This is a genomic window from Acinetobacter sp. B-6, from assembly GCF_056930735.1.
Window position 1 is genome coordinate 197,295 of record NZ_JBXPBY010000008.1, and the last position, 22,716, is coordinate 220,010.

Below are 22,716 nucleotides of genomic sequence, written 5' to 3' on the forward strand. Positions count from 1 at the left end.
AATAGCACAACATGAAACATATCATGCTGGTAGAAGATGAAGTTGAACTTGCGCAATTGGTGCGGGATTATCTAGAAGCGGCAGGCTTTGAAGTCAGTATGTTTCATGATGGTCAAGAAGCCTATGAAAGCTTTCAACAACGTAAGCCAAGCCTTATGGTTTTGGACTTGATGGTTCCTCGTATGGATGGTCTCACGATCTGTCGTAAAGTGCGTGAACAAACCGATCTGCCGATCATTATGGTCACAGCGCGTACTGAAGAAATTGACCGTGTGTTGGGCTTAAATATGGGTGCTGATGACTACGTTTGTAAGCCATTTAGCCCTAAGGAATTGGTTGCACGTGTCCAAGCTGTGTTACGTCGTTTAGAGCGTAAAGCTGAACCTGAAGCCAATGATTTATTCCGGATTGATAAAGCACAACAACGCATCTGGTATCAACAAAAATCGTTGAATTTAACACCAACTGAGTTTCGTCTTTTAGAGCTTTTCCTCGAACATTTGGGGCAAGTCTATTCTAGAGCGCAACTTTTAGACCATATTAACCCAGATAGTTTTGATGTTGCCGACCGTGTTATTGATAGTCATATCAAGAACTTACGTCGTAAAATATCTGAAGCAGCGGAAACTGGAAATCGTCATGAATGGGTACAAGCTGTTTATGGTGTAGGCTATCGTTTTGAATATCCAGAAGATTAAGTTTTCGACATTTTAAGTTCATCGTTGTGGATAAACACAGGTTTATCCACAGATATTGTGGGTAAATGTTTATAAATGTAAAAAGTTATGTTTGAAAAATAAACATATAACTTTATATTTATTGATACATTCTAATTTTGACTGAATCGTGAATAGATAGAGGTTAGCTCTGTTGATCTAATGTGCGATCCAAAGCCCGCTAATTATTTAATGTGTTGATAAACCGCCAATACCTGCTTTTGGGCTTTGGTCAGGCTCTTGCTCACAAGCTCATAAGAGCCTTCAACCAAGTCTTGAATCAGATCAGCACTGATCTGTTCGCCTTCATAGACTGAAATCCAATGACGTTTATTCATATGGTAGCCCACCTGAATCGAGGGGTAGAGATCTCTCAACATTTCGCTATGATCAGGTTCAACTTTTAAATTAATCAGTTTTTTGCCATGCAGTTCAGAGCCTAACATAAACATTTTTCCCATCACTTTAAAAACAGGAACATCCTCACCAAAAGGATAGTCAAGTTCGGATTTAGGCAAATGTGACGCAATCTTAAATGCTAAAGTTCGGATTTCTTCACCAGTCATTATGTTCTCTTTTTAATTCAATTATGGGTAAATGCGAATCATGGTTCCATCATCCACCAGTTTCCAGATTTCATCCATATCAACATTTCTAACGGCAATACAGCCCCATGTCCAGTCATTTCGAGGTAAATAGTTCATTAAACTCGGCATTTTCTCGATTTGTGAAGTGGTTGCAGAACCGTGAATCATAATATCACCACCCGCGGAAACACCCAGCTGTTTGGCTTGTGCGAGATCTTGCTGGTTTGGATAAGACACATGCAGAGATTTATAAAAGGCACTATTCGGATTGCGCCAATCTAAAATATATTGTCCCTCAGGTGTTTTTCCATCACCTTCTTGTACTTTATGACCTTGGGGGGTAAAACCTAAGCGCATTGGATAGCTTTGAATTTTTTGATCATGGTGCATCAATTGGACAATGCGAGCAGACTTATAAACTTTAACCTCTGTAATCGGAGTGTTTTGACGAATAAGGGTGATGTCTTGCTGTGATAAATTTTTGACATGTATGGCAGCATTTGCTGTTGGAATAAATTGATTATATTTTTGATAGAACCATCCACCAGCGATCATCACAATGAAAATAGCAAAAATTGAAAAGAGATATTTTTTATTCATTTTAAATTACGAATGTTGTAAAGCAATGTATTGTCTAAATTTTACCCAAATTAAACTGGGAGGCTGTAGTTGAATTGTGATTGTGGATTTATCCTGTGGATAAACACATGGTTATCCACAGAAATTGTGGGTAAGTATGATTACTCAAAATAGACCTAAGACGAGCAACTCACCATCACTTCAGGTAAATCACTTGCTAAAGGAGCCAAATCTGCAGCGGTTTCTAAGTCAGTTTGACGTATAAAAGGTTGGCTGAGTAACTTAAATAAACGATCAACTTCAGAAAAATCATCACGCTCAGCTAGTTCAATGGCTTTTTGAGCCATATGATTTCTTAAGATATAAACTGGATTGGCAAGTTTCATATTAGCATCCAATGCATCTAAATCTTGATGTTCACGAATACTTTCATATTGAGTCAAAAATAATTCAAATTGACGGCGATCTAGGCAATCATCTTGAATGGCTTCATACTGCTTATTTTGTAAACGGATAAAGCTATCGGTATAGTCAAGCTGTTCGCTTTGTAAAATTCTTAAGAAACTCATACCGCAGTCAAAGCTGTCTTTGTGAAAGTTTGGAAGCCCAAGTTTTTGACATAGCCCATCTGTATAGTGCTTAAGAAAAGTAGGTTCAAAATCTTCCAAGCATTCGACCAAATCCTGTTTAAATTTTTCTTTTGTTTCAGGTTGAGCAAGTGGAATTAAATGATTTAACCAGTTCCATAAGTTCCAATGTGCGATACTGGGTTGGTTTTGATAAGTGTAACGTCCATTGTAATCACTGTGGTTATTGATCCAGTTTGGACGGAATCGTTCCATAAAACCATAAGGACCAAAATCGAGAGTTGAACCTGTAATGTTTAAATTATCAGTATTCATCACCCCATGCGCAAAGCCAACCAGTTGCCACTTGGCAATCATGATGGCTGTATTTTGAATCACTTTGCGTGCAAAAGCCAAGATATGATTTTCAGTACCTGCTTGTTGAAGCTCCAAACACTCAGGATAATGCCATTCGATACATTTTTGGGTGAATTCTGGCAATAGGTCAGGTTGGTATTGGTTGATCCATTCAAAATGCCCTAAACGAATGTGACAATCTGATGTACGTAACATCATTGCACCAAGTTCAAGCTTCTCTCGCTGAACACCTTGAGTTGATGAGGTAAAACCTACCGCATTACTTGATGGGACACCAAGCGAATTTAAGGCATGACCTGCCAAATACTCACGAATGACTGAGCGAAGTACAGCTCGTCCATCGCCCATGCGAGAGTAGGGCGTAGAGCCTGCGCCTTTTAAATGCAGATCAATGGTTTGATGATGACGATTGATAATTTGTGCAATCAACAAACCTCGCCCATCCCCCAATTGTCCAGCCCATTGACCAAACTGATGTCCTGCATAGACCATCGCTAAAGGATGGAATTCTGGGAATGTTTTTTGTCCACTGCAAATCTCCACCCACTGTGCTTTTTCTTCATCCGACCATTGTAATTCATCAGCGAGTGCAAGATTAAAATGTCCTGCTTTTGCACCTTTGAGCGGGTTGGGCTTTTGCTCATGGTATAGTTTTGAATTCAACGTGGGATAACGAGGATTGAAGTACATAACAGTTGATCGCACTGGATAAATCATGACTTGATCAATATAGCAAAATTTTAATGCTGTGGGAGAATGTTGACTAATTTAGTCGACAATAAATAACTTTGCGCCTGATGTGGTTGAAGAACGATGTGCTTCCGCTTGATCTGCAACTTGATAACTCATACCAGCGGTTAAAGTAAATGTACGTCCATCTTCAAGTTCTGTATATAACTCACCCTCTAAACAAAAAAGGATATGACCTTTCAAGCACCAGTGATCTGCTAAATATCCTGCTGAGTACTCGACCATTCGAACACGAATTTGATCAAATTGTTGAGTTCGCCAAAGTGCAAAACCTTGTTCACCTTGGTGACGGGTGGTCGGAATCTCTGTCCAGTTGGTGATGCCAAAAGGGATATTATTGATCTGCATGTCAGTTGCTCGGTTTAGATTTAGATGGTTATAAAAATTAGGCAAAAGAAAAGCTCCAGTTGGAGCTTTTCTATTTATGTGGATTTTTACTGATTTGATGATCGATAGATTAAGAAACAACGTTCTTTTTAATACCGCGCATCAATGTTTCTAAACGCTCACGGTGGAAAGCCAATTTTTGCTCAACCAACTGAAAATCAACTTTAAGTTTGACATCCATTTGGTGAATTTTTTCCGCAACCGAGGCTTTTTTAGCTTGTAACTCTTGCTCTTTTAAAGCTGCCCAATCGTTTAATGTATGGGTGAAAGCTTCATATTCTTGAGAGACTTTTTGTTTCATTGCTAAAATGTCAGCATTTACATTGTGACCGTAAATTGCTAAGTCCTGTTCAGCATATTTAAACTTCATTGCTAATTCTGCTTTTTTAATATTAAAGCTCGGAATACGACGAAGATTTTTTGCTAAACCAATTTTAGAGCATGACCAAATCAACCATTTCGTCGGGTCATATTGCCACCATTTCACGCCATTACGATAATCGTATTGGAAAATATGATGGTAGTTATGATAACCCTCACCCCATGTCGCAATGGCAAGCAGGAAGTTATCACGTGCAGTATTTTCGTCTGTATAAGGACGTTTGCCCCACATATGACATAAAGAGTTAATAAAGAAGGTTACATGGTGGCTAATGATTAAGCGGAGTAAACCACCTAAGAGCAATACGCCCCACATGTCGCCTACAGCCCAACCCAATGGAAGGAGAATGGCTGCGTGAACTGCAATGACCAATGGAATGTAATATTTGTCTTGGAACATCACCACTTTATCATTTAACAAATCTGGTGCATTTTTATAGTTTGATTCAGCAGCAGGATAGTTACGTAACATCCAGCCAATGTGTGCATACCAAAATCCATTGTTAATTGAATATGGATCTTGATCAACATCATCGACATGACGGTGATGAGTACGGTGACCTGAAGCCCAGAACAAAATACTGTTTTGAACAGCAAATGTTCCCATGATCATCAAAATAATTTTAAGAGGTAGAGTCGCTTCATAAGCACGGTGCGCCCACAAGCGATGATAACCCGCAGTAATGCCTAAACTACTGAGGCCGAGTAAAACGAATAAACTAATCCAAGCTGCCATACTAAAATCATGATGGTAGGCATACAATGGAATCGCAATTAATGCCACGAGTGGTAAGAATACCAAGGCAAAAACACCGATCCAATTTATTGGGGCTTTGGGTAGGGGAGCATTCATCTCCAACAGCACTCCTAAGAACCTTCATTAGGTAAAAGTTAAACGCATAGCTTCAGCATTTTTCTAGGCTATACTTTCACGAATAGTATCATGAGCGAACAGATGTTCACTAGTATTAGTGTACATCTGTATTGTATAAAACAGTAACAGAATAAAACACAGATTTTAGCGATTTGATCGAAAAAAATGAATGATTAAAAAGTCGTACTTGATTGTCAAAAGTGCGTAAAAAATTTTACCCAGAATAAGTGCCACAACTTCATACTTGGTCGTGATTGAATGCACAAAAGTTTTGAGTTAAATCACTTCCAACACTGTAAAGAAAATCCGATTTTATGCGACTCAATTTATTTTAACCTGAGTTCGATGTAATTAAATCTTCAACTCATTGAAAAATAATAAATCTCTATGGAGTCTTGCTGCGTTTTCATCAAATTTTAGGATGAGGAGCGGAGCTCCGCAAGCGCAACCATCAATAGCTTTTCATTTCTCTTGATCAATAAAATGAAAGCGATCAATAGATTGTTTGATGATCTAAAGCTTGCACTGCCACGCTTTACTTCTAAAGTTTAAATTGTTTTGCGTCGGCGATGCCTCACTTTTCAGAGATGAAAAGTGACAAAAATCTTTCGTTGAGCGAGGGGTACATCCTCATACCCCCGCTCAACATGGCGACATCCATGTCGCCTCAAGATCGCAAGACCATCGATGATTCAAAAGTACAAAATAAATGAATCATCCAAATCACGTGTATGAATAATCAGGCGGTTTGGCTATATCATCTTTCATCAAAGATTTTTATCGAACTCAGGTTATTTTAAATTATTGTAATTGACCTAATCCATTTTGCATCAGTTTTGGAAAATCAGTAATTAACCCTTGGATGCCTAAATCACGTAAATGTTGAGCACGTTGAATATCATTCACTGTCCAAACGCTGATATTCAAACCTGCTGCTTGAGTCGCTTGAACTATTGCATCGCTTGCCAACTGATTCATCCAGCCAATTTGGCAACAACCCAGTTCTAATGCCTGTTCAATGGCTTGTTCCTGAATGTCCTCTTCAATGAGTAAACCACGTTTAAATTCTGATTTTTGTTGCTGTAAAGCGTGGTGTATTTTTAAGTCAAAACTGGTAATGACCGCCGTATGTTTAAAATCTTTGAGCTGTTTCTGTAATTCAACAGTGAGCTTTTCAGCATCTTGTACGGTTTCAACAGCCTTTACTTCAACTTCAATATGTTCAAAATCATGCATGATATTTAAACTTTGCCTCAAAGTCGGTGTCATTTGTTTTTCCCAATCCATCCAGATATTGGCTTGGTTAAACGATGCGAGTTGTGCGCTGTCTAAAGGGTAAAGTGGTTGATCAATTCCTGTGGTTCTTAAGAAATTATCGTCATGCATGATAATGAGTTCATCATCTTTTAATTGTCGCACATCAAACTCAACCGCACGGATACCTAAGTCATGAATATATTGAAAGCCACCCAAGGTGTTTTCAGGTGCTTCGCCACGTGCACCACGATGTCCGATAATTCTCATAAAATGCACTCGATACTCAGATCATCGATCTCATCATAGAAGCCTAACCATTAGATTATTTTGAATGATGACGAAACTTTAATCTTTAACTGAAAATTTGTGTTTAGTCCTATTCCTACAATAAGACTAAACATGATCATACTGTTAAAAAATCATAGATGAATGGTCAAAGATAGTTAAATTGTATCGTTGATGTTCTTTTGCCAAAGCACTTCACTGCCACCTTCTGCACGTTGTAATGTACGAGAGGCAACAAAAAACCAATCTGACAAGCGATTGAGCAATTGTAAGGCTGTGGCTTGAATATTTTGATCACGACTGTGTACAGTCATGAGGCTACGTTCTGCACGACGGCATACAGCACGTGCTTGATGAGCATAACTACATGCCAAGGTGCCTGATGGAAGAATAAACTCTTTTAGCATCGGCAAATCTTCATTCATTTTATCAATTTCATTTTCAAGAAATTCCACACAAACAGGTTGCAGCAAGTTGTAGTTGGGAATACAGACTTCACCCCCCAAATCAAACAGCCAGTGTTGAACTAAACTGAGCGATTTGTCCCAATGGGCTTTATCCGTAATATCACTGATTGAGATTTGTGAACGTAATACACCTACGATCGAATTGAGTTCATCCACATCACCTAAAGCGATAATACGTAAGTCATCTTTAGGTACACGAGAGCCATCTCCTAATCCAGTGGTTCCTGAATCACCTGTACGGGTGTAAATTTTACTTAAGCGATGTCCCATGATTTTGTCCTAGATAAAAATGAAAAGCTAAAGAATAAAAAAGGATAATGTCGGTCAAAACATTATCCATAAACTGCGCTGTTTTAGATATTTTTTTGAGTCTAGCTTTTAGTAACGGAAAGTTACCCCTGCTGATGCAAGACGACCACCGTTGATATAGTAATAACCATTACTATATGAAGTGGTTTTGTATTGGACGTCGCCAATATTTTGGATGTTTGTAAATAGTTTTACATTCGGATTCACATTCCAAAAGGCATTTACATCGACAGTAGCATAGCCTGAAATTGTACTGTTTTTAGGCCTAGATTTAGCAGAAAGCGATGTACTTATGCCATACACCTCGTTTTGTAAACCAGCTGTTAATGTTAGACTTTGACGCGAACGACGACTCAAATCTTGATCTGTCTCTTTGTCTTTTGGTTGTACATAAGCATAAGAAAGATGAGTAAATAATTCATCATTTGCCCAATCTAGATTGAATTCACCACCTGTAAAAGTTGCTTTTTTGACATTGTATAATCTGCCTTCATATGTAACTGGATCTGTAACATAAGTGATCAAATCATCAACTTCATTACGATATACAGATAGTCCTAAACTTAATTGATCGGTAATTTTTTGATCTAAACCAATCTCATAGGATACACTTTCTTCAGGTTTCAAATTAGGGTTTCCACCCCAACTGAGTGCATAGAGATCATTGTTCGTTGGAGCACGAAATGCTGTACCAATATTAGTATAAATACTTGTTGCAGGTAAAATTTGGTAGCGAGCTGCTGCTTGCCCAACTGTATGTGTGCCAAATGTTTCGTGATCTTCTACACGTAAACCTAATTGAGTATGTAATTTATTTGATTGATATTGATGCTGTACAAAATAGCCAGTACTGTCGACATTTTTATTATAATCAACTCCATAAGCACCACTACCTGAAAGGACATCAGATTTTATATTTTTAGTGGCTACGCCCGCTAAAATATTCTGACTTGGTGTAAATTGCCACTTACTATAAAGTTCAGCTTCTTTGGTTGTGTTATAGATAGCATCATGTGATTCATTTTGCTCTAAATCATCTTTAAATTGAGACAAACGCGCATTAACAGATACACTATCATTAATGTTCACACGACCTTTAATGTTGATGATTTCATTTTTAAAATCTTGAGAGAGATTTTTTAAACCAATTAAATTCCAATTGGCATCATTAATACCATCAATATAAGTTGCTGTACCTTGGTTTTGTGAATAGTCGACTGAAGCAGCATACTGTTCTTTTTCAACACCAAATTTTGCACTTAAGCCTTTTTGATCATATGAGCCTGTTTTTACATTGGTATTTTTAAAATCTGTAACTTGAGTACCATCAGATTCTAAACGTTGCCCACGAATTTGTGCATAAAAGCCGTTTTCAGCCAGATCTGCACCAACCACAGATTTATAAGTATTTTGTTCGCCTATTTCACCAGTGATGAAAGCACCCGTTTTTTCAGGCGTTTTTGAAATCAGTTGTACAACACCACCAATTGCATCAGTTCCATATAAAACTGATGCTGGTCCTTTTAATACTTCAATTTGTTTAATATCTGTTGTATCAATAAAAGCCAATGAAGCAGAACCGGCAGAACCTGTATTTAAACGAACACCATCACGCAGTACTAATGTATGAGTCGAATTTGTACCACGTGTAAAGATAGACGCAGCTTGACCATAACCACCATATTGCATCATATCAATAGAAGCATCACTCATGAGTAAATGCGGTAGTTCTGCAATTGGAGATTGTTCAAGTATCTGTGGTGCTATAATTGAAATACGGGCAGGTACATTTTCAATCTTTTCTTCTGAGCGTGTAGCAGTGACAACAATTGTATTCAGCTTAGAATTCGCTTCTGAATTTGACGACGTTTCAGCAAATGCAGTAGAAGATAACCCCATCGCAATAGCGACAGCACCTACAAGTGCAGTAGGTTTAAAAATAACAGACATGATATGCTCCATACATCCACTCCCCGTGAATGATTGAGTTAAAGGGCACAACAAGCTGGTATCCGGACTTAAATATAGAATCTAAAACAATTCAGATTATTCCACCTTCCCACAAAACATTGCAGTGGTGTAAGCCATGAGACTTATAAAGAATAATATTTTCATTTTACCGTTGCGGGGGCAGTGTTGGATTTTCACCAACTTCCCAAAGCCTAAAGCTAGACTTGTTGCATTTGTGTGCAGTATAAAGTTTGTTAAGTGTATAAACAATGTAAAACAGATAATCCTATATAACTTTAACGCAAGTGAAGGAATTTGCTTTACAATGATTTGTCCAAAATATTGAAAAAATCAGTTTGATCTAAACAAATTCGAGTTCAAAACTATGCGTACCCGTGCCAAAATTTGTGGAATTACACGACCACAGGATATTCATGCTGCCGTAAATGCAGGTGTGGATGCGATTGGTTTTGTGTTTTATGAACCCAGCCCACGTTACGTGACAATTGAACAAGCACAACAACTCGCACAACTCATTCCACCCTATATCAGTATTGTGGGCTTGTTTGTGAATGCCAGTGCAGAAGATATTGCACTAGTCTTAACATCTGTGCCTTTAGATATTATTCAATTTCATGGGGACGAAACTGCACAACAATGCCAACAGATTGCCCAATATAATAAGCGTCGTTGGTATAAAGCAATTCAGATCAAACCTGACGCAGACAATTCAGCAATTATTACGACAATTCGACCATACCAACAGGCAGGCGCGAGTGCTATGCTTTTAGATGCATGGCATCCTGAATTGAAAGGGGGAACAGGGCACAGTTTTGACTGGTCGCAATTCCCTAAACTTGATATTCCTTTGATTTTGGCAGGTGGTTTAAAGCCTGAAAATGTTGAAAACGCCATACAAACGACTCAAGCCTATGCAGTCGATGTGAGCGGAGGCGTAGAGTCCGCAAAAGGTATTAAAGACCAACAACTCGTAGAACGATTTATGCAAGGAGTCCAACGTGGATCAGCAAAGTAATCAACAAAATAGTGTGATTGACTATACCCAATTCCCAGATCAAAACGGGCATTTTGGTATCCATGGCGGACGTTTTGTGTCAGAAACTTTAATGGCAGCTTTAGAGGATTTAGAGAAGCTCTATTTCCGTATGAAAGATGATGCTCAGTTTTTGGCAGAATTCGACCGTGATCTCGCTTATTATGTAGGACGCCCTAGTCCTTTGTATTATGCTGAACGATGGTCGAAAGAGTTGGGTGGTGCGCAGATTTATCTTAAACGTGAAGACTTGAATCATACAGGCTCACACAAGGTCAACAATACCATTGGTCAGGCATTACTGGCGAAGCTTTCTGGAAAGAAACGTATTATTGCAGAAACAGGTGCGGGGCAACATGGTGTTGCAACAGCAACCATCGCAGCACGTTTAGGTCTCGAATGCGTTGTCTTTATGGGTGCTGAAGATGTTAAACGTCAGGCGATGAACGTCTATCGTATGCGTTTGCTCGGGGCAACTGTTGTTCCTGTAGAAAGTGGCTCTAAAACATTAAAAGATGCCATGAACGAAGCAATGCGAGATTGGGTCACCAATGTAGACTCAACTTATTATGTCATTGGTACAGTTGCAGGTCCGCATCCGTATCCACAATTGGTACGTGATTTTCAGTCGATTATAGGTCGTGAAGCACGTCAACAAATTCAACAACAGGCAGGTCGTTTACCTGATGCCTTGGTTGCATGTGTGGGCGGTGGTTCAAATGCGATGGGCTTGTTCTACCCATTCTTAAATGATCCAGATGTGAAAATGTATGGCGTTGAAGCTGCAGGTCTGGGTGTAGAAACAGGTAAACATTCAGCACCACTTAATGCAGGTCATGTTGGTGTTCTACATGGTAACCGAACTTACTTAATGTCTGATGAACAAGGTCAAATTATTGAAACACATTCAATTTCAGCTGGTTTGGACTATCCAGGTGTAGGACCTGAACATAGTTTCTTGAAAGATATGCATCGTGTAAATTATGTGCCAATTAACGATACAGAAGCTTTACAAGGTTTCCGTGATTTGACCCATATTGAAGGAATTATTCCTGCATTGGAAAGTTCACATGCGATGGCTTATGTCACTAAGCTGGCACCAACGATGTCAAAAGATCAAATTATTATCGCAACTGTATCAGGTCGTGGTGATAAAGATTTGATGACTGTGGCGCGTATTGATGGTGTGGAAATGGTGGAAATGTAATTCATCATTTTTATTTGGAAAGCCTCTTTTATAAGGGGCTTTTTTATATCTTGATGGTAAGCACCCTATACACAGTATTTGGAATTTGCGCTCTTTTGCGCAAAATCTACTAAAAATAAAAGATCATGTTGGTTATGCATTTTTTACAAAAAGTTCGGGCTGAAAACTTCCCTGAAAAAATTATCTGGGGATGGAAAGACACTTTTGCCGTTTCTATTCTCCCATTGATTGTTATAAATGGTCTTATTTTAGAAAAAATATTTGGAATCTCGATAGCTGTCAGTTTGGGCGATACTATTTTAAGAGGCGTACTGTTTATTTTAGTGTGCTGCTTATATAAGGATATGTTGTTTAGGCATTGGAAAAAATATCAACAGGCTTTTTGGCGTTCAAGTATATTGGTTGTGGTGGGCGCAATATGCTTACAAGTGATTATCTCACTCACACGTCAATTTCTTCCTTTGCATGAAAGTCACGAACAAAGACCATTTATTGATCCTGAAAAAATTGCTTTTCTGAGTTTGCTACTCATCAGCTTTGGACCTTTATTTACTGCACTTTTAGAAGATATCGTGTTCCGCTATACCTTATTACAAAAACTATTTATTCAGCCGTGGTTATGGCGCATGATTTTGATCATGCTGAATTCGATTTTATTTGGTTTGATTCATTATCATAATTTTGATGGGAACCTAGTCGCAACAATCAGCTTTATGAGTGCAGGATTATTTTTAAACTTGATCTACTTATGCACAAGAAATATATGGCATGTGTTGCTCATTCATTTTCTCAATAATGCGGTATTATCTGTGGGTGGGATTTTACTATTAAAACTTATTCAAACATTCACTTAGTTATTTAGTTGTTGCATATGTCTAGTTTATTTATCGTTATGTTGGGTGGTCGCCATGCACGTGCCAATACGGAAGTCCATGATGTTGTTTTGGCTGTTGGAGACACACTTGAAGAAATTTATCCTCAATTAAAAAATGCGTGGTTTGGTGAACAACAAGGTTTGCATATTGATGCTTGGCAAAAGCTACAAGTCATTGAGTTTGAAAATAAGACATATCAGATCCGTTTTAGTGATGCTCAACCGAATCTATTAGACGCTAAGTTGTGGTTAATTAATCTAGGTGGCTACGATGTAAATGAGTTTGGCGAGTTGCATCGTTATGTTCTGGTTGTCGCCCAAGATGCCAGTGAAGCAAAAAGCAAGGGCAAACAGCATTTTGCCAACCATTGGCAAAAGCAGCACACAGATCGAGTTTTAGATATCGATGATTGTATTGCCATTGATCATGTACATGGTCGCTATGTTGAATTGATTGAAGTAGATACGAAAACAGATTTAAGTCAATTCTGTGAAAGTACGTGGGAAAATACCTACTTGACGATTTAACAGTAAACGCGATTTGATTCATCGAAATGGCGCAGTATTTCAGCCTTAAAAGATTAACAGTGGCTTAATTAGCAATAAACAATATAATTCTTTGCAGTACTCACGCATAAGCCTGTTGCTTATACAACATAGTCTCCGCAATGTTGAACATGAGACTGAATACAATGAGAACTCAAACAAAACACTGTGGAGTGTATGCAATGAGCGGATTATTAGATGAATTGGGTAAAATTGCAGGTGCTGTAATTGCTGAGCAAGGTGTTGATAAATTAGATCCTGATGCTGGATTTTTAGAAAAAGCGGCAGGTGCATTTGCAGGATATGAAGCTGCAAAAATTGCTGAAAATAAACTGGAAAATGATACTGAACAGCAAAGCTCGGATGACCAATCCTAAATTAGCTCTTTAAATCTTTATCTACGAGTGAATCCAAGAGATGATCATGTGTTTAACTCAAGTATTTAAATTGCTTCATGGTTAATCATCTTTTAATAAGTCTTCAATCAGTTAAAAAGGGCATAGAATCTATGCTCTTTTTTTATTATCTTAAATAAAGATAAGTAATGAAGAAAAACATCAAATGCATTATAACGCTGAGGATATTAAGCGAAGTCTTGCCAATTCAATCCCTGGAGGATGCTTATCAATAAAACCGCTATAAAATATGGAAAAAAAGCATTTCTTTGATAGATCAATACTCGTTATATTGTCCATCGTTATAATGAAACTACTAGCTGTACGCCATGTATTTATATACTGATTTTGATCAGCAACTGATCAACGAACGTGTTGCACAATTCCGTGATCAAACGGAACGTTATTTAGCTGGAAAACTCACTGAAGATGAGTATCGTCCATTACGCTTACAAAATGGTTTATACGTGCAGCGTTATGCGCCAATGCTACGTATCGCTGTACCTTACGGTTTAATGAATTCTAAACAATTGCGCAAAGTTGCTGAACTTGCTAAAGAATACGACCGTGGCTATGCGCATGTTTCAACACGTCAGAATATTCAGTTTAACTGGCCTGCACTGGAAAATGTTCCTGATATGCTTGAAGGTCTTGCTTCTGTTCAAATGCATGCCATTCAAACCTCAGGAAACTGTATTCGTAATACAACTACTGATCAATATGCTGGCGTTGTGGCTGGAGAAATTGCCGACCCACGCCCAACTTGTGAATTGATTCGTCAATGGTCGACATTCCATCCTGAATTTGCATTCTTACCACGTAAATTCAAAATTGCAGTGTCTGCACTTGAAGAAATTGATCGTGCTGCAACTTCATTCCATGATATCGGTGTGTATTTAACTCGAAATGAAGCGGGTGAATTGGGTTATAAAATCAAAGTTGGTGGCGGTTTAGGACGTACACCGATCATTGGTTCGATGATTCGTGAATGGTTACCACGTGAAGATTTAATTGCATATTTGGAAGCAGTACTTCGTGTATATAACTTACATGGACGCCGTGACAATAAATACAAAGCACGTATTAAAATTTTGGTGAAAGCATTAACACCTGAAGTGTTTGCTGAAAAAGTGGAAGCTGAGTTTGCAGAAACCATCAAAACATTGAAAGTACAACCCGAGATCTTAGAAAAATTAGATCAAGAATTCATGCCGTTTGATTATCAAGATTATGCGGATGAAGACTTTAGTGCCTTATTTGCTGAATATCCAAAATTCAAGCATTGGTTCAATATCAATACCAATGCACATAAAGTTGCTGGTTATCGTATTGTCACCATTTCACTCAAACGTGCAGGTATTGCACCGGGTGATATGACTGTTGAAGAAATGAATTTGATTGCAGATCTTGCAGACAAATATACTTTTGGCGAGTTGCGTACTACGCACGAACAAAATATTTCATTGGTGGATGTTCCGCAAAAAGATTTATTTGAATTGTGGCAAGTTCTTGAAAAGAACAATTTGGCTCGTGCACATATTGGCTTTATTACCGATATTATTTGCTGTCCGGGTGGTGACTTCTGTTCTTTGGCGAATGCGAAATCAATTCCAATTTCTGAAGCAATTACACGCCGTTTTGATGATTTGGATACAGTTTATAATTTAGGTCATATTGACTTGAATATTTCAGGTTGTATGAATGCTTGTGGTCACCACCATGTCGGTAATATCGGTATTTTAGGTGTAGATAAAAAAGGTGCAGAATTCTATCAAATTACTTTGGGTGGAAATGCAGATCACGATGCTTCAATTGGTGACATTTTAGGACCATCATTTGCTGCGGAAGCTGTACCTGATATTATTGATGAAATTTTAAATACTTATCTTGATCTTCGTAATGAAGGTGAAGAGTTTATTGAAACTTACCGCCGTGTCGGCATTAAACCATTTAAGGAGCGTGCATATGCTTAATACCGCACTTCAAGTCCTCTCTAAAGATGGCTCTATTGCAGACAATACTTATCAAATTATTGGTGAGGATGGTGTGTTACCTCAAGGTGATGTATTGTTGACTGTTGAACAGTTGGATCAGCTTGCCAATGTAACAGGTAAAAAAGCGCTATTGATCACTGTGGATGCTTCGCCAGAAACCAATCAGTTTCCGCTTGATCAGTTAGATGCAATCTTTATTGATTTTGCTGGGTTTAATGATGGTCGTGGTTATTCCTTTGCTGCATTATTGCGTCGCCAAGGTTACCAAGGTGAGCTTCGTGCAACTGGTGATGTATTTAAAGACGTTTTGAATTATATGAAGCGTTCAGGTTTTGATACCTTTGTAATTAAAGAAGGTAAAGATATTCAAGAAGCTGCTGCTGGTTTAGGTGATTTTACTCACCCTTATCAAGCCTCTACAGCAGTACCGAAAGCGCATTATCAAACTGGTGCTTGATTGTTTTAAGCATTGATTTTGAATTAGAAAGCCGAACATCTGTTCGGCTTTTTTGTGGATGATTGGTCGAATCATTAAACATGAATACTTTCAGGACGGCTAAAACCATGCTCAAAGTCAAATCAGGAATTTAAATTGATCGTTGCATTTTTGCAATGTTGTATGCTGTAAAAGTCGCTATTTTACCGAGTTGAAAGATCACATAATGAAATAAAGATTTATTATGGTGAATGAAATGCTCAGTCAAACAACAGGTGATTTATCGTTACTCAAAGGTTGGAATGCAACTTTACCGAATACTGAAGTCATGCCTGTATTGTTTCTTGGGCATGGTTCTCCAATGAATGCCATTCAAACCAATGACTTTACGCGTTCGTGGAATCGTATTGGTGCTGAAATGAAGACACAACCGACAGCAATTTTATGTATTTCTGCGCATTGGCTCACACAGGGTGTTACAGCAGTTACTGCCATGCAACAACCCAAAACGATTCATGATTTTGGTGGCTTTCCTCAAGCATTATTTGATATGCAATATCCTGCTTCTGGAAATAAAGCATTGGTCGAAGAAACAACTGCTGCGATTCATCGTGTTGAAGTTCATCATGATCATACGTGGGGCTTGGATCATGGAACATGGGCGGTGTTATGTCATGTATTTCCACAAGCCAATATTCCCGTCGTACAGTTGAGTATCGACTACAGTCAGGCTGCACAATATCATTATGATTTGGCAAAAGAATTAGCTCAATTGCGCCGTAAAGGTGTTTTGATTGTTGCCAGTGGTAATTTGGTCCATAATCTTAGAAAAGTTGCTTTTGACAAATTTGATGGTCACTTTGGTTATGATTGGGCTTTAGAAGCAGATGCAAAAATGAAGAATTTTTTGTTAAGTCATAATCATCAAGCATTGATTGATTGGCAAAAGCAGGGTCCTGAATTTTTATTGTCGATTCCAACACCAGATCACTATTATCCAATGTTATATGCTTTAGGTTTACAGGAAGAAAATGATCAGCTGAGTATTTTTAATGCTCAAGCCGTAGCAGGTTCTTTGACCATGACATCATTTAGGTTGGATCAAGCATAGTTTTTAAAATTCAAACCTAAAAAGGTGAATCGAGGGATTCACCTTTTTATTTATCCAAAGATTCTGCTGGTTGTTGAGGTTTACTCAAGATAAAATTTGACGATGATGATTTGAACTAAAACGACAATGTCTTTCTTACTTGCAAAAATTAATCCTGGGGTATTTTGGCTGTTAATCGCAATTGCGACTGATGTTCTATCCACATTTTATTCTGCTAAAGGCAATGGTTTGGTCAATAAATTTGATCAAGGCATCGCTCTAGTTTTGTATATCATTTCTTTTGCATGTGCGGCTTATGCATTGAAATTTATGCAAGCTGGAATTCTATATGTTTTATGGTCTGGGCTTGGGGTGATCGCCACTGCGTTATTAGCCAAGACATTTTTAGGTCAAAATATTGATTTAGCTGGCTGGGTCGGAATTGCTTTTATTACTGTTGGTCTCACAATTATTGCGCAATTTTCCAATATTGATGTCTAAAGCTTAACCATAGCTTAGACATCAGTAGGTGAATGTAAAATTTAAAATAGTGGTGAATTAATAAACTTATAAAAAAATGCTGTGCCCAGAGAAGGTTCTAAAAGTAATGGGAATAAGAAACCATAGATTGCACCAGTAATATGAGCACGATGGTCAATCAGTGGTGAATGCCCAGAACGAATCGCATACATGCTATAGCACAAATATATTGTTCCAAAAATAATTGCGGGAACCGGTAAAATATAGATATAGATCATGCCCCAAGGATTAAATAAGATCGAACTAAACAGTACTGCATTGACTGCACCTGAGGCGCCTAAACTTCGATAAGAGTTTAAATTCCGATGATGCAAATAGCTTGGAATAGCAGCAATAATGATGGCGCTACAATAAAATAAGACAAAGCCCATACCACTTAAATAACCACGGAAAAACCATTCAATATTTCGTCCAAAGAAATACAAGGTAAACATATTAAAGAATAAATGCATACCATCATTGTGGATGAAACCATGTGTTAAAAAGCGATCATATTGACCATGCTTAATTGCTGAAATATTGAAAATCAAACGATTCATGACATTGCGTTGTTGCCAAGCAATGATAGAAATTGCAATCGTGATGAGAATAATCAGAAGTGTATGGGTAAGCCCTGTGATCATATTTGTTATAAATGATGTCGTTTTCTTGAGTGAACTATAGCCTATATCATGTCGAATCAATAGGCTATATTTTAATGAGATGATTAGGGGCTGTGGGCAATTCGTCTATGTTTGCGACTAGGTGTGTTTTTTAGGCGATTCTAGGCGCGAAATACGAAATTTAGTCATTCTAAATGAGTAGTTCGTAACGACGAAGCGCTAAAAAACACGCTAGTCCCCGCTGCGCCTTGCGCTGCAAACAAAGCAGTGCTTTGTTCTTGCTCAGGGTTGTGGTTAAAATTATCTCAGGCTACGTTATGAAACTTAAAAATAGTCTCGCTATTCTCTTCATTTCATGCCTTGCCTGCTCAATTTTAACTTACAACGCAAGCCATTTATGAAATGTCCACAGCCCCTAAACTTCATTGAGTTGGCAGTTTACCATCCATCGAATACCAAACTGATCTGTGAAAGCGCCATATAGAGCACCCCAAAACGTTTTATCCAAAGCCATTTCAATCTGACCATTGGCAGAGAGTGCTGTAAATAATCGTTGAGCTTCATCCGCTTCATGTGCTTCTAAATTAATCGAAATATAATGATTAGTTCCTTTGCTGAATGGAGCACTATTTGGTGCACAGAACTGTTCAGTGGTATCCGAGCCCATCAATACAGTAAAGTCATTAATGGGCAAAGAAACGTGCAAAATATAATTTTTCTCTTGTTCAGGGACTTGGACATCAGGCAATTCTGAATAGCGCTTTAAAAAAGAGAAATCTCCACCAAAAACCGACTTATAAAAGTTAAAAGCGGCTTCTGTTTGACCTTCAAAATTTAAATAATGATTGAGTTGCATTGTGCTTGTGTCCATTTTGTTGTTTTGAAGTGACTAATTTATCAGCTCATTGTTTAAAGATTGATGAAGGTTTTGTAATTGTACAGATGAATGCTTGATACCAAGGATTCATCTGTCCATTGAGCTTTAAAGCTGTTTATCTTGTTTTTGCTCTAACTTTAAATCTTGTTGATTGGCATATCCATCAATGTCTGCATTTTGCAGTGGTTCATTTGGATTTGGACGATCCACAAAACCAATTTTAGGCACAGGAATCTCAATTTGATTTTCCACAAAGCGATTACGGATCAGCTCATGAATTTCATCTTTAACTTGTAGATAGTTGGCTTGCATACACCAAAGTGCAAATAAAATTTCAATGGATGATTCACCAAACGCGGACACAGTCACACGTGGTTTAGGATCTGCCAAAACCAATGGGTAATCGTTGGCGACCTCAATCAATACTTCACGGACTTTGTTAATATTTTCATTAAAATTAATTGCTACCGTGATCGACAATCGTCGTATCGGGAATTTTGATAGATTATGGACTGGTGCTCGAATCAGTTGCTCATTGGGTAGGCGTACATAAACATTGTCCATGGTTAAAAGTTTCACGGACAAAAGGTCAATGGAAATTACTTCACCTTCAATCGTATGCCCACGAATGAGGGTGATTTGGATTGTATCACCGACTTCAAAAGAACCTTCACCGATTAAAAATAATCCACTGATCAAGTTAGATGCTGAGGTTTGTGAGGCGAAACCCAGTGCTACGGTCAAAATCCCTGCTGCACCTAAAAATACACTGAGTTTAAATCCTGCTTCTTTTAAACTGGCAATTACAAACAGCAAGAAAATAAAATAAAAAATACCTCTGCGCCACACCAAACGTTGATGTGCATTAAAACGTGCACCTATAGTTCGAATAAAAGTATTGGAAATAACACGCGCCAGTACAAAGCCAACAAAGCAGAGAATCAGTGCAACGGCAATTTCACTTAAACGATCTAAATTTACATTGGTGAAAATGCCTTTTAAGCTGTCCGCGATGTCTTTGGGAATATTGGATTGAGCCATTGTTTACCTCATCCCTTAGAAAAATGAATCAAACATGTTAAATAATGCGCCACCCGGTGAACGTGGTGGATGAACATAAATCACTTCTCCAGCCAGTGGTGGGGTACGATTTTCAATTCTAACGCGAGCAGGACGATCATTACCTTCATAAATGACCTTAATTTGTGAGGTCCATAAACGACCTGTACTTTCACTATAAAATAAAGGCAATGCAGGAACAGGCACATTCATCCGATCGAAGCGTAATTGATGACTGCTGACATTGTGAAAATCAATCGGGGTAACAGCACGGAAAGCACGGGGGCGCAATAAATTCAATTCTGTACGACCATCGACTGAGGTCGCATAACACATTTCACCTGTACGGTGATCTGGACCAAACCATGTATCCTTAGGCAAAATCACAGGAATATCAAATAGTGGCTCTTTCTGTGCCTGAACAAAGCCTGAAATCCATAAGGGGGTGCTGATATACAGCGTACCACGTTGTCCTGCTGGAATATAAATAGGATCGACAGGACGAATAACTACAGAACGGTCAGCCAATCGGGGCATTAACTGAAATGTTTTGTGGGTTTCTCTAAACATGTAGCGCTCAACATGCACGGGTTCAGGAAAACCAAAATTCACATCATGAATTTTATGCCATTGCTGTTCATAGTCGTACTGGAAGTGTGGGCGATAGTATTCTAGACGCCATTCTTGTAAACCGCGTGTAATGCGCATCATCATTGAACCAAACTGCCATGCTTTGGATTGGTTCAATTCAAAATTTTGTTCTCCCCACCATTTTAAGTCAGGGAGTTCTGGTTCAAGATGGTCTTTCTTTTTAGACAAAAGTGTTCATCCTATTCATAAAATCATCATCAAATCTTTAACAAACAGACTTCACGCTGTCATGTGCATAGAGTACACTCAAAGCAATTTAAATGATTAATATAAGTTGTAATGCAAGTTCTTAAACAATTACAAATACCATATAGTTTTGCAAAACGGCATGGAGTGCTGTTGCGTTATGAAGGTGATCAAGTTTTTATTGTTCGTCGTCAGGATACCGCACAAATTGCGATTCAGGAAGCACGTCGTTATCTTGGTCGCGTTGCACAACATCAATTATGCAATGAAACTGAATTTAATCAAATGCTCAGTTCAAGCTATGCAGGTGAAACAGGTGAGTCACAACAAGTCGCAGCTGGCTTGGAAGATCATCCCGACTTATTAAGCCTTGCTGATCAAGTTCCTGAAACAGAAGATTTGATGGATCAGGAGGATGATGCACCTATTGTCCGACTCATCAATGCCTTGTTGTCAGAAGCCATTCGTGTGGGCGCATCTGATATTCATATTGAAGCATTTGAAAAGAAATTATCTGTGCGATTACGTGTTGATGGTCAGTTGCGTGAGATTGTACAACCACGTCGAGAGCTTGCACCGTTGTTGGTATCACGTATCAAGGTGATGGCAAAACTGGACATTGCTGAGAAGCGTATTCCGCAAGATGGTCGTATTTCTTTACGTCTTGCTGGGCGTGAGGTGGATGTTCGTGTATCCACACTGCCATCATCTCATGGTGAGCGTGTGGTGATGCGTTTGCTGGATAAGCAGGCTGGACGTTTAAACATGACGCATTTGGGGCTGATGAAAAACGACTATGATCGCTTGACTCAATTGGTTCACCGTCCACACGGCATTATTTTGGTTACGGGACCAACAGGTTCTGGTAAAACAACAACTTTATATGCCGCACTTTCTGACTTAAATGATGGTTCAAAAAATATTCTGACCGCTGAAGATCCAATCGAATATCAACTTGAAGGTATTGGACAAACCCAAGTTAACACCAAAGTGGATATGACTTTTGCGCGTGCGCTGAAAGCGATGCTTCGCCAAGATCCTGATGTTGTGATGGTGGGGGAAATTCGTGACTTAGAAACCGCAGAAATTGCAGTGCAAGCCTCTTTAACAGGTCATTTGGTTTTATCTACACTTCATACCAATACTGCAATTGGTGCAGTAACACGCTTGAAAGATATGGGAATTGAACCCTTCTTATTATCCAGTTCATTGATTGGTGTGATTGCACAACGCTTGGTTCGAACTTTATGCTCTCATTGCCATACATGGCGTGAAGCAGATGATTTTGAAAAAGATGTATTTAAACCTGTAAGTTTAGAATCAGATCTAAAGTTACCTGTGCCAAACGGTTGTGATTATTGTTCACATACGGGTTTTACGGGACGTACTGCGATTTATGAAATTGTACCGATTGATGAGCAAATGCGTCGTTTAATTCATGGTAATGCAGCTGAGTACGAACTTGAAGAATATGCACGTAGAGATGCGGGTTCAATTCGTGATGATGGTTTACGTAAAGTATTGGCGGGTAAAACGACCATGGAAGAAGTATTACGTGTGACCAATGAGGCAGCTGAATAAGTTATTCCTGTTGGCTTCGAAAGGATTATATCTTTTATAACTAAATGTATTAATTATTTAGGGCATGCTAATGGTGGAAGTCTTTAGCATAAAAGCTAAATTCTGTATAAATTTTCATTTATCGCTATTAGTTTTTGT

The 22,716-nt window shown here is 38.4% G+C and carries 23 protein-coding genes and 1 riboswitch; of the genes, 11 read left to right on the plus strand and 12 right to left on the minus strand.

From position 1 onward, the window contains the following. Nucleotides 1-11: 11 nt before the first annotated feature. A complete protein-coding gene (locus AC1Z3T_RS11935) occupies nt 12-698 on the plus strand; it encodes a response regulator (RefSeq protein WP_004824972.1) in 687 nt (228 codons plus the stop codon). A gap of 203 nt (nt 699-901) precedes the next feature. Here AC1Z3T_RS11935 and AC1Z3T_RS11940 read toward each other — a convergent pair whose 3' ends face one another. The 8 genes from AC1Z3T_RS11940 to AC1Z3T_RS11975 all read right to left on the minus strand — a co-directional run bounded on the left by AC1Z3T_RS11940 (nt 902) and on the right by AC1Z3T_RS11975 (nt 9,486). Then, entirely contained in the window at nt 902-1,282 is a 381-nt protein-coding gene (locus tag AC1Z3T_RS11940) for an MmcQ/YjbR family DNA-binding protein (protein WP_004824971.1), read from the minus strand. Between the two features lie 21 nt (nt 1,283-1,303). After that, nucleotides 1,304-1,903: a L,D-transpeptidase family protein gene (locus AC1Z3T_RS11945; RefSeq protein ID WP_004824970.1), complete on the minus strand. Its 600-nt coding sequence runs from the start codon at nt 1,901-1,903 to the stop codon at nt 1,304-1,306. Between the two features lie 155 nt (nt 1,904-2,058). Continuing rightward, a complete protein-coding gene (locus tag AC1Z3T_RS11950) occupies nt 2,059-3,516 on the minus strand; it encodes a protein adenylyltransferase SelO (protein ID WP_121774600.1) in 1,458 nt (485 codons plus the stop codon). Between the two features lie 78 nt (nt 3,517-3,594). After that, a complete protein-coding gene (locus tag AC1Z3T_RS11955; RefSeq protein WP_042090346.1) occupies nt 3,595-3,924 on the minus strand; it encodes a DHCW motif cupin fold protein in 330 nt (109 codons plus the stop codon). Nucleotides 3,925-4,033: 109 nt separating this feature from the next. Then, the gene (locus AC1Z3T_RS11960; RefSeq protein WP_004824966.1) at nt 4,034-5,197 is read right to left on the minus strand and encodes an acyl-CoA desaturase; all 1,164 of its coding nucleotides are present in this window, start codon (nt 5,195-5,197) and stop codon (nt 4,034-4,036) included. An 822-nt stretch (nt 5,198-6,019) separates the two neighbouring features. Then, complete coding sequence (locus AC1Z3T_RS11965) at nt 6,020-6,742, minus strand: glycerophosphodiester phosphodiesterase (RefSeq protein ID WP_151713241.1); 723 nt, start codon at nt 6,740-6,742, stop codon at nt 6,020-6,022. Between the two features lie 176 nt (nt 6,743-6,918). Continuing rightward, a complete protein-coding gene (locus tag AC1Z3T_RS11970; RefSeq protein WP_198260876.1) occupies nt 6,919-7,497 on the minus strand; it encodes a cob(I)yrinic acid a,c-diamide adenosyltransferase in 579 nt (192 codons plus the stop codon). 108 nt (nt 7,498-7,605) lie between these two features. Next, a complete protein-coding gene (locus AC1Z3T_RS11975) occupies nt 7,606-9,486 on the minus strand; it encodes a TonB-dependent receptor plug domain-containing protein (RefSeq protein WP_100884494.1) in 1,881 nt (626 codons plus the stop codon). Between the two features lie 36 nt (nt 9,487-9,522). Then, nucleotides 9,523-9,729: riboswitch (cobalamin riboswitch) on the minus strand. Nucleotides 9,730-9,871: 142 nt separating this feature from the next. Here AC1Z3T_RS11975 and AC1Z3T_RS11980 point away from each other — a divergent pair. The 9 genes from AC1Z3T_RS11980 (at nt 9,872) to AC1Z3T_RS12020 (ending at nt 17,583) form a co-directional block, all read left to right on the plus strand. After that, on the plus strand, nt 9,872-10,522 hold the full coding sequence (locus AC1Z3T_RS11980) for a phosphoribosylanthranilate isomerase (protein WP_004824962.1): 651 nt from the start codon (nt 9,872-9,874) through the stop codon (nt 10,520-10,522). Further along, entirely contained in the window at nt 10,506-11,747 is a 1,242-nt protein-coding gene (trpB, locus tag AC1Z3T_RS11985; RefSeq protein ID WP_004824961.1) for a tryptophan synthase subunit beta, read from the plus strand. Before AC1Z3T_RS11980 ends, trpB begins: the two co-directional genes overlap by 17 nt. A gap of 134 nt (nt 11,748-11,881) precedes the next feature. Further along, the gene (locus AC1Z3T_RS11990; protein ID WP_100886250.1) at nt 11,882-12,601 is read left to right on the plus strand and encodes a CPBP family intramembrane glutamic endopeptidase; all 720 of its coding nucleotides are present in this window, start codon (nt 11,882-11,884) and stop codon (nt 12,599-12,601) included. A 17-nt stretch (nt 12,602-12,618) separates the two neighbouring features. Next, nucleotides 12,619-13,149 (plus strand): DUF1543 domain-containing protein, encoded by a 531-nt coding sequence (locus AC1Z3T_RS11995; protein ID WP_004824958.1) that lies wholly within the window; start codon nt 12,619-12,621, stop codon nt 13,147-13,149. A gap of 200 nt (nt 13,150-13,349) precedes the next feature. Then, entirely contained in the window at nt 13,350-13,544 is a 195-nt protein-coding gene (locus tag AC1Z3T_RS12000) for a hypothetical protein (RefSeq protein ID WP_004824957.1), read from the plus strand. A 347-nt stretch (nt 13,545-13,891) separates the two neighbouring features. Next, a complete protein-coding gene (locus AC1Z3T_RS12005) occupies nt 13,892-15,535 on the plus strand; it encodes a nitrite/sulfite reductase (RefSeq protein WP_058971754.1) in 1,644 nt (547 codons plus the stop codon). Next, the gene (locus AC1Z3T_RS12010; protein ID WP_004824955.1) at nt 15,528-16,013 is read left to right on the plus strand and encodes a DUF934 domain-containing protein; all 486 of its coding nucleotides are present in this window, start codon (nt 15,528-15,530) and stop codon (nt 16,011-16,013) included. Before AC1Z3T_RS12005 ends, AC1Z3T_RS12010 begins: the two co-directional genes overlap by 8 nt. Nucleotides 16,014-16,236: 223 nt before the next feature. Next, nucleotides 16,237-17,103 (plus strand): 4,5-DOPA-extradiol-dioxygenase, encoded by an 867-nt coding sequence (ygiD, locus tag AC1Z3T_RS12015; RefSeq protein ID WP_100884495.1) that lies wholly within the window; start codon nt 16,237-16,239, stop codon nt 17,101-17,103. A 126-nt stretch (nt 17,104-17,229) separates the two neighbouring features. Beyond that, nucleotides 17,230-17,583 (plus strand): DMT family transporter, encoded by a 354-nt coding sequence (locus AC1Z3T_RS12020; protein WP_005033812.1) that lies wholly within the window; start codon nt 17,230-17,232, stop codon nt 17,581-17,583. 41 nt (nt 17,584-17,624) lie between these two features. Here AC1Z3T_RS12020 and AC1Z3T_RS12025 read toward each other — a convergent pair whose 3' ends face one another. The 4 genes from AC1Z3T_RS12025 to AC1Z3T_RS12040 all read right to left on the minus strand — a co-directional run bounded on the left by AC1Z3T_RS12025 (nt 17,625) and on the right by AC1Z3T_RS12040 (nt 20,979). Next, nucleotides 17,625-18,245 (minus strand): rhomboid family intramembrane serine protease, encoded by a 621-nt coding sequence (locus tag AC1Z3T_RS12025; protein ID WP_005033809.1) that lies wholly within the window; start codon nt 18,243-18,245, stop codon nt 17,625-17,627. 394 nt (nt 18,246-18,639) lie between these two features. Continuing rightward, a complete protein-coding gene (locus AC1Z3T_RS12030; protein ID WP_004824950.1) occupies nt 18,640-19,080 on the minus strand; it encodes a VOC family protein in 441 nt (146 codons plus the stop codon). 126 nt (nt 19,081-19,206) lie between these two features. Beyond that, the gene (locus AC1Z3T_RS12035) at nt 19,207-20,142 is read right to left on the minus strand and encodes a mechanosensitive ion channel family protein (protein WP_004824949.1); all 936 of its coding nucleotides are present in this window, start codon (nt 20,140-20,142) and stop codon (nt 19,207-19,209) included. A 15-nt stretch (nt 20,143-20,157) separates the two neighbouring features. Then, nucleotides 20,158-20,979 carry a hypothetical protein gene (locus AC1Z3T_RS12040; protein ID WP_004824948.1) on the minus strand — a complete coding sequence of 274 codons (822 nt, stop codon included), beginning with the start codon at nt 20,977-20,979 and terminating at the stop codon, nt 20,158-20,160. 111 nt (nt 20,980-21,090) lie between these two features. Between AC1Z3T_RS12040 and gspE the strand changes: the two genes are divergently transcribed. Beyond that, nucleotides 21,091-22,578, plus strand: a complete 1,488-nt coding sequence (gene gspE / locus AC1Z3T_RS12045) for a type II secretion system ATPase GspE (RefSeq protein ID WP_009586262.1) — start codon at nt 21,091-21,093, stop codon at nt 22,576-22,578. The last annotated feature ends 138 nt before the right edge of the window (nt 22,579-22,716 follow it).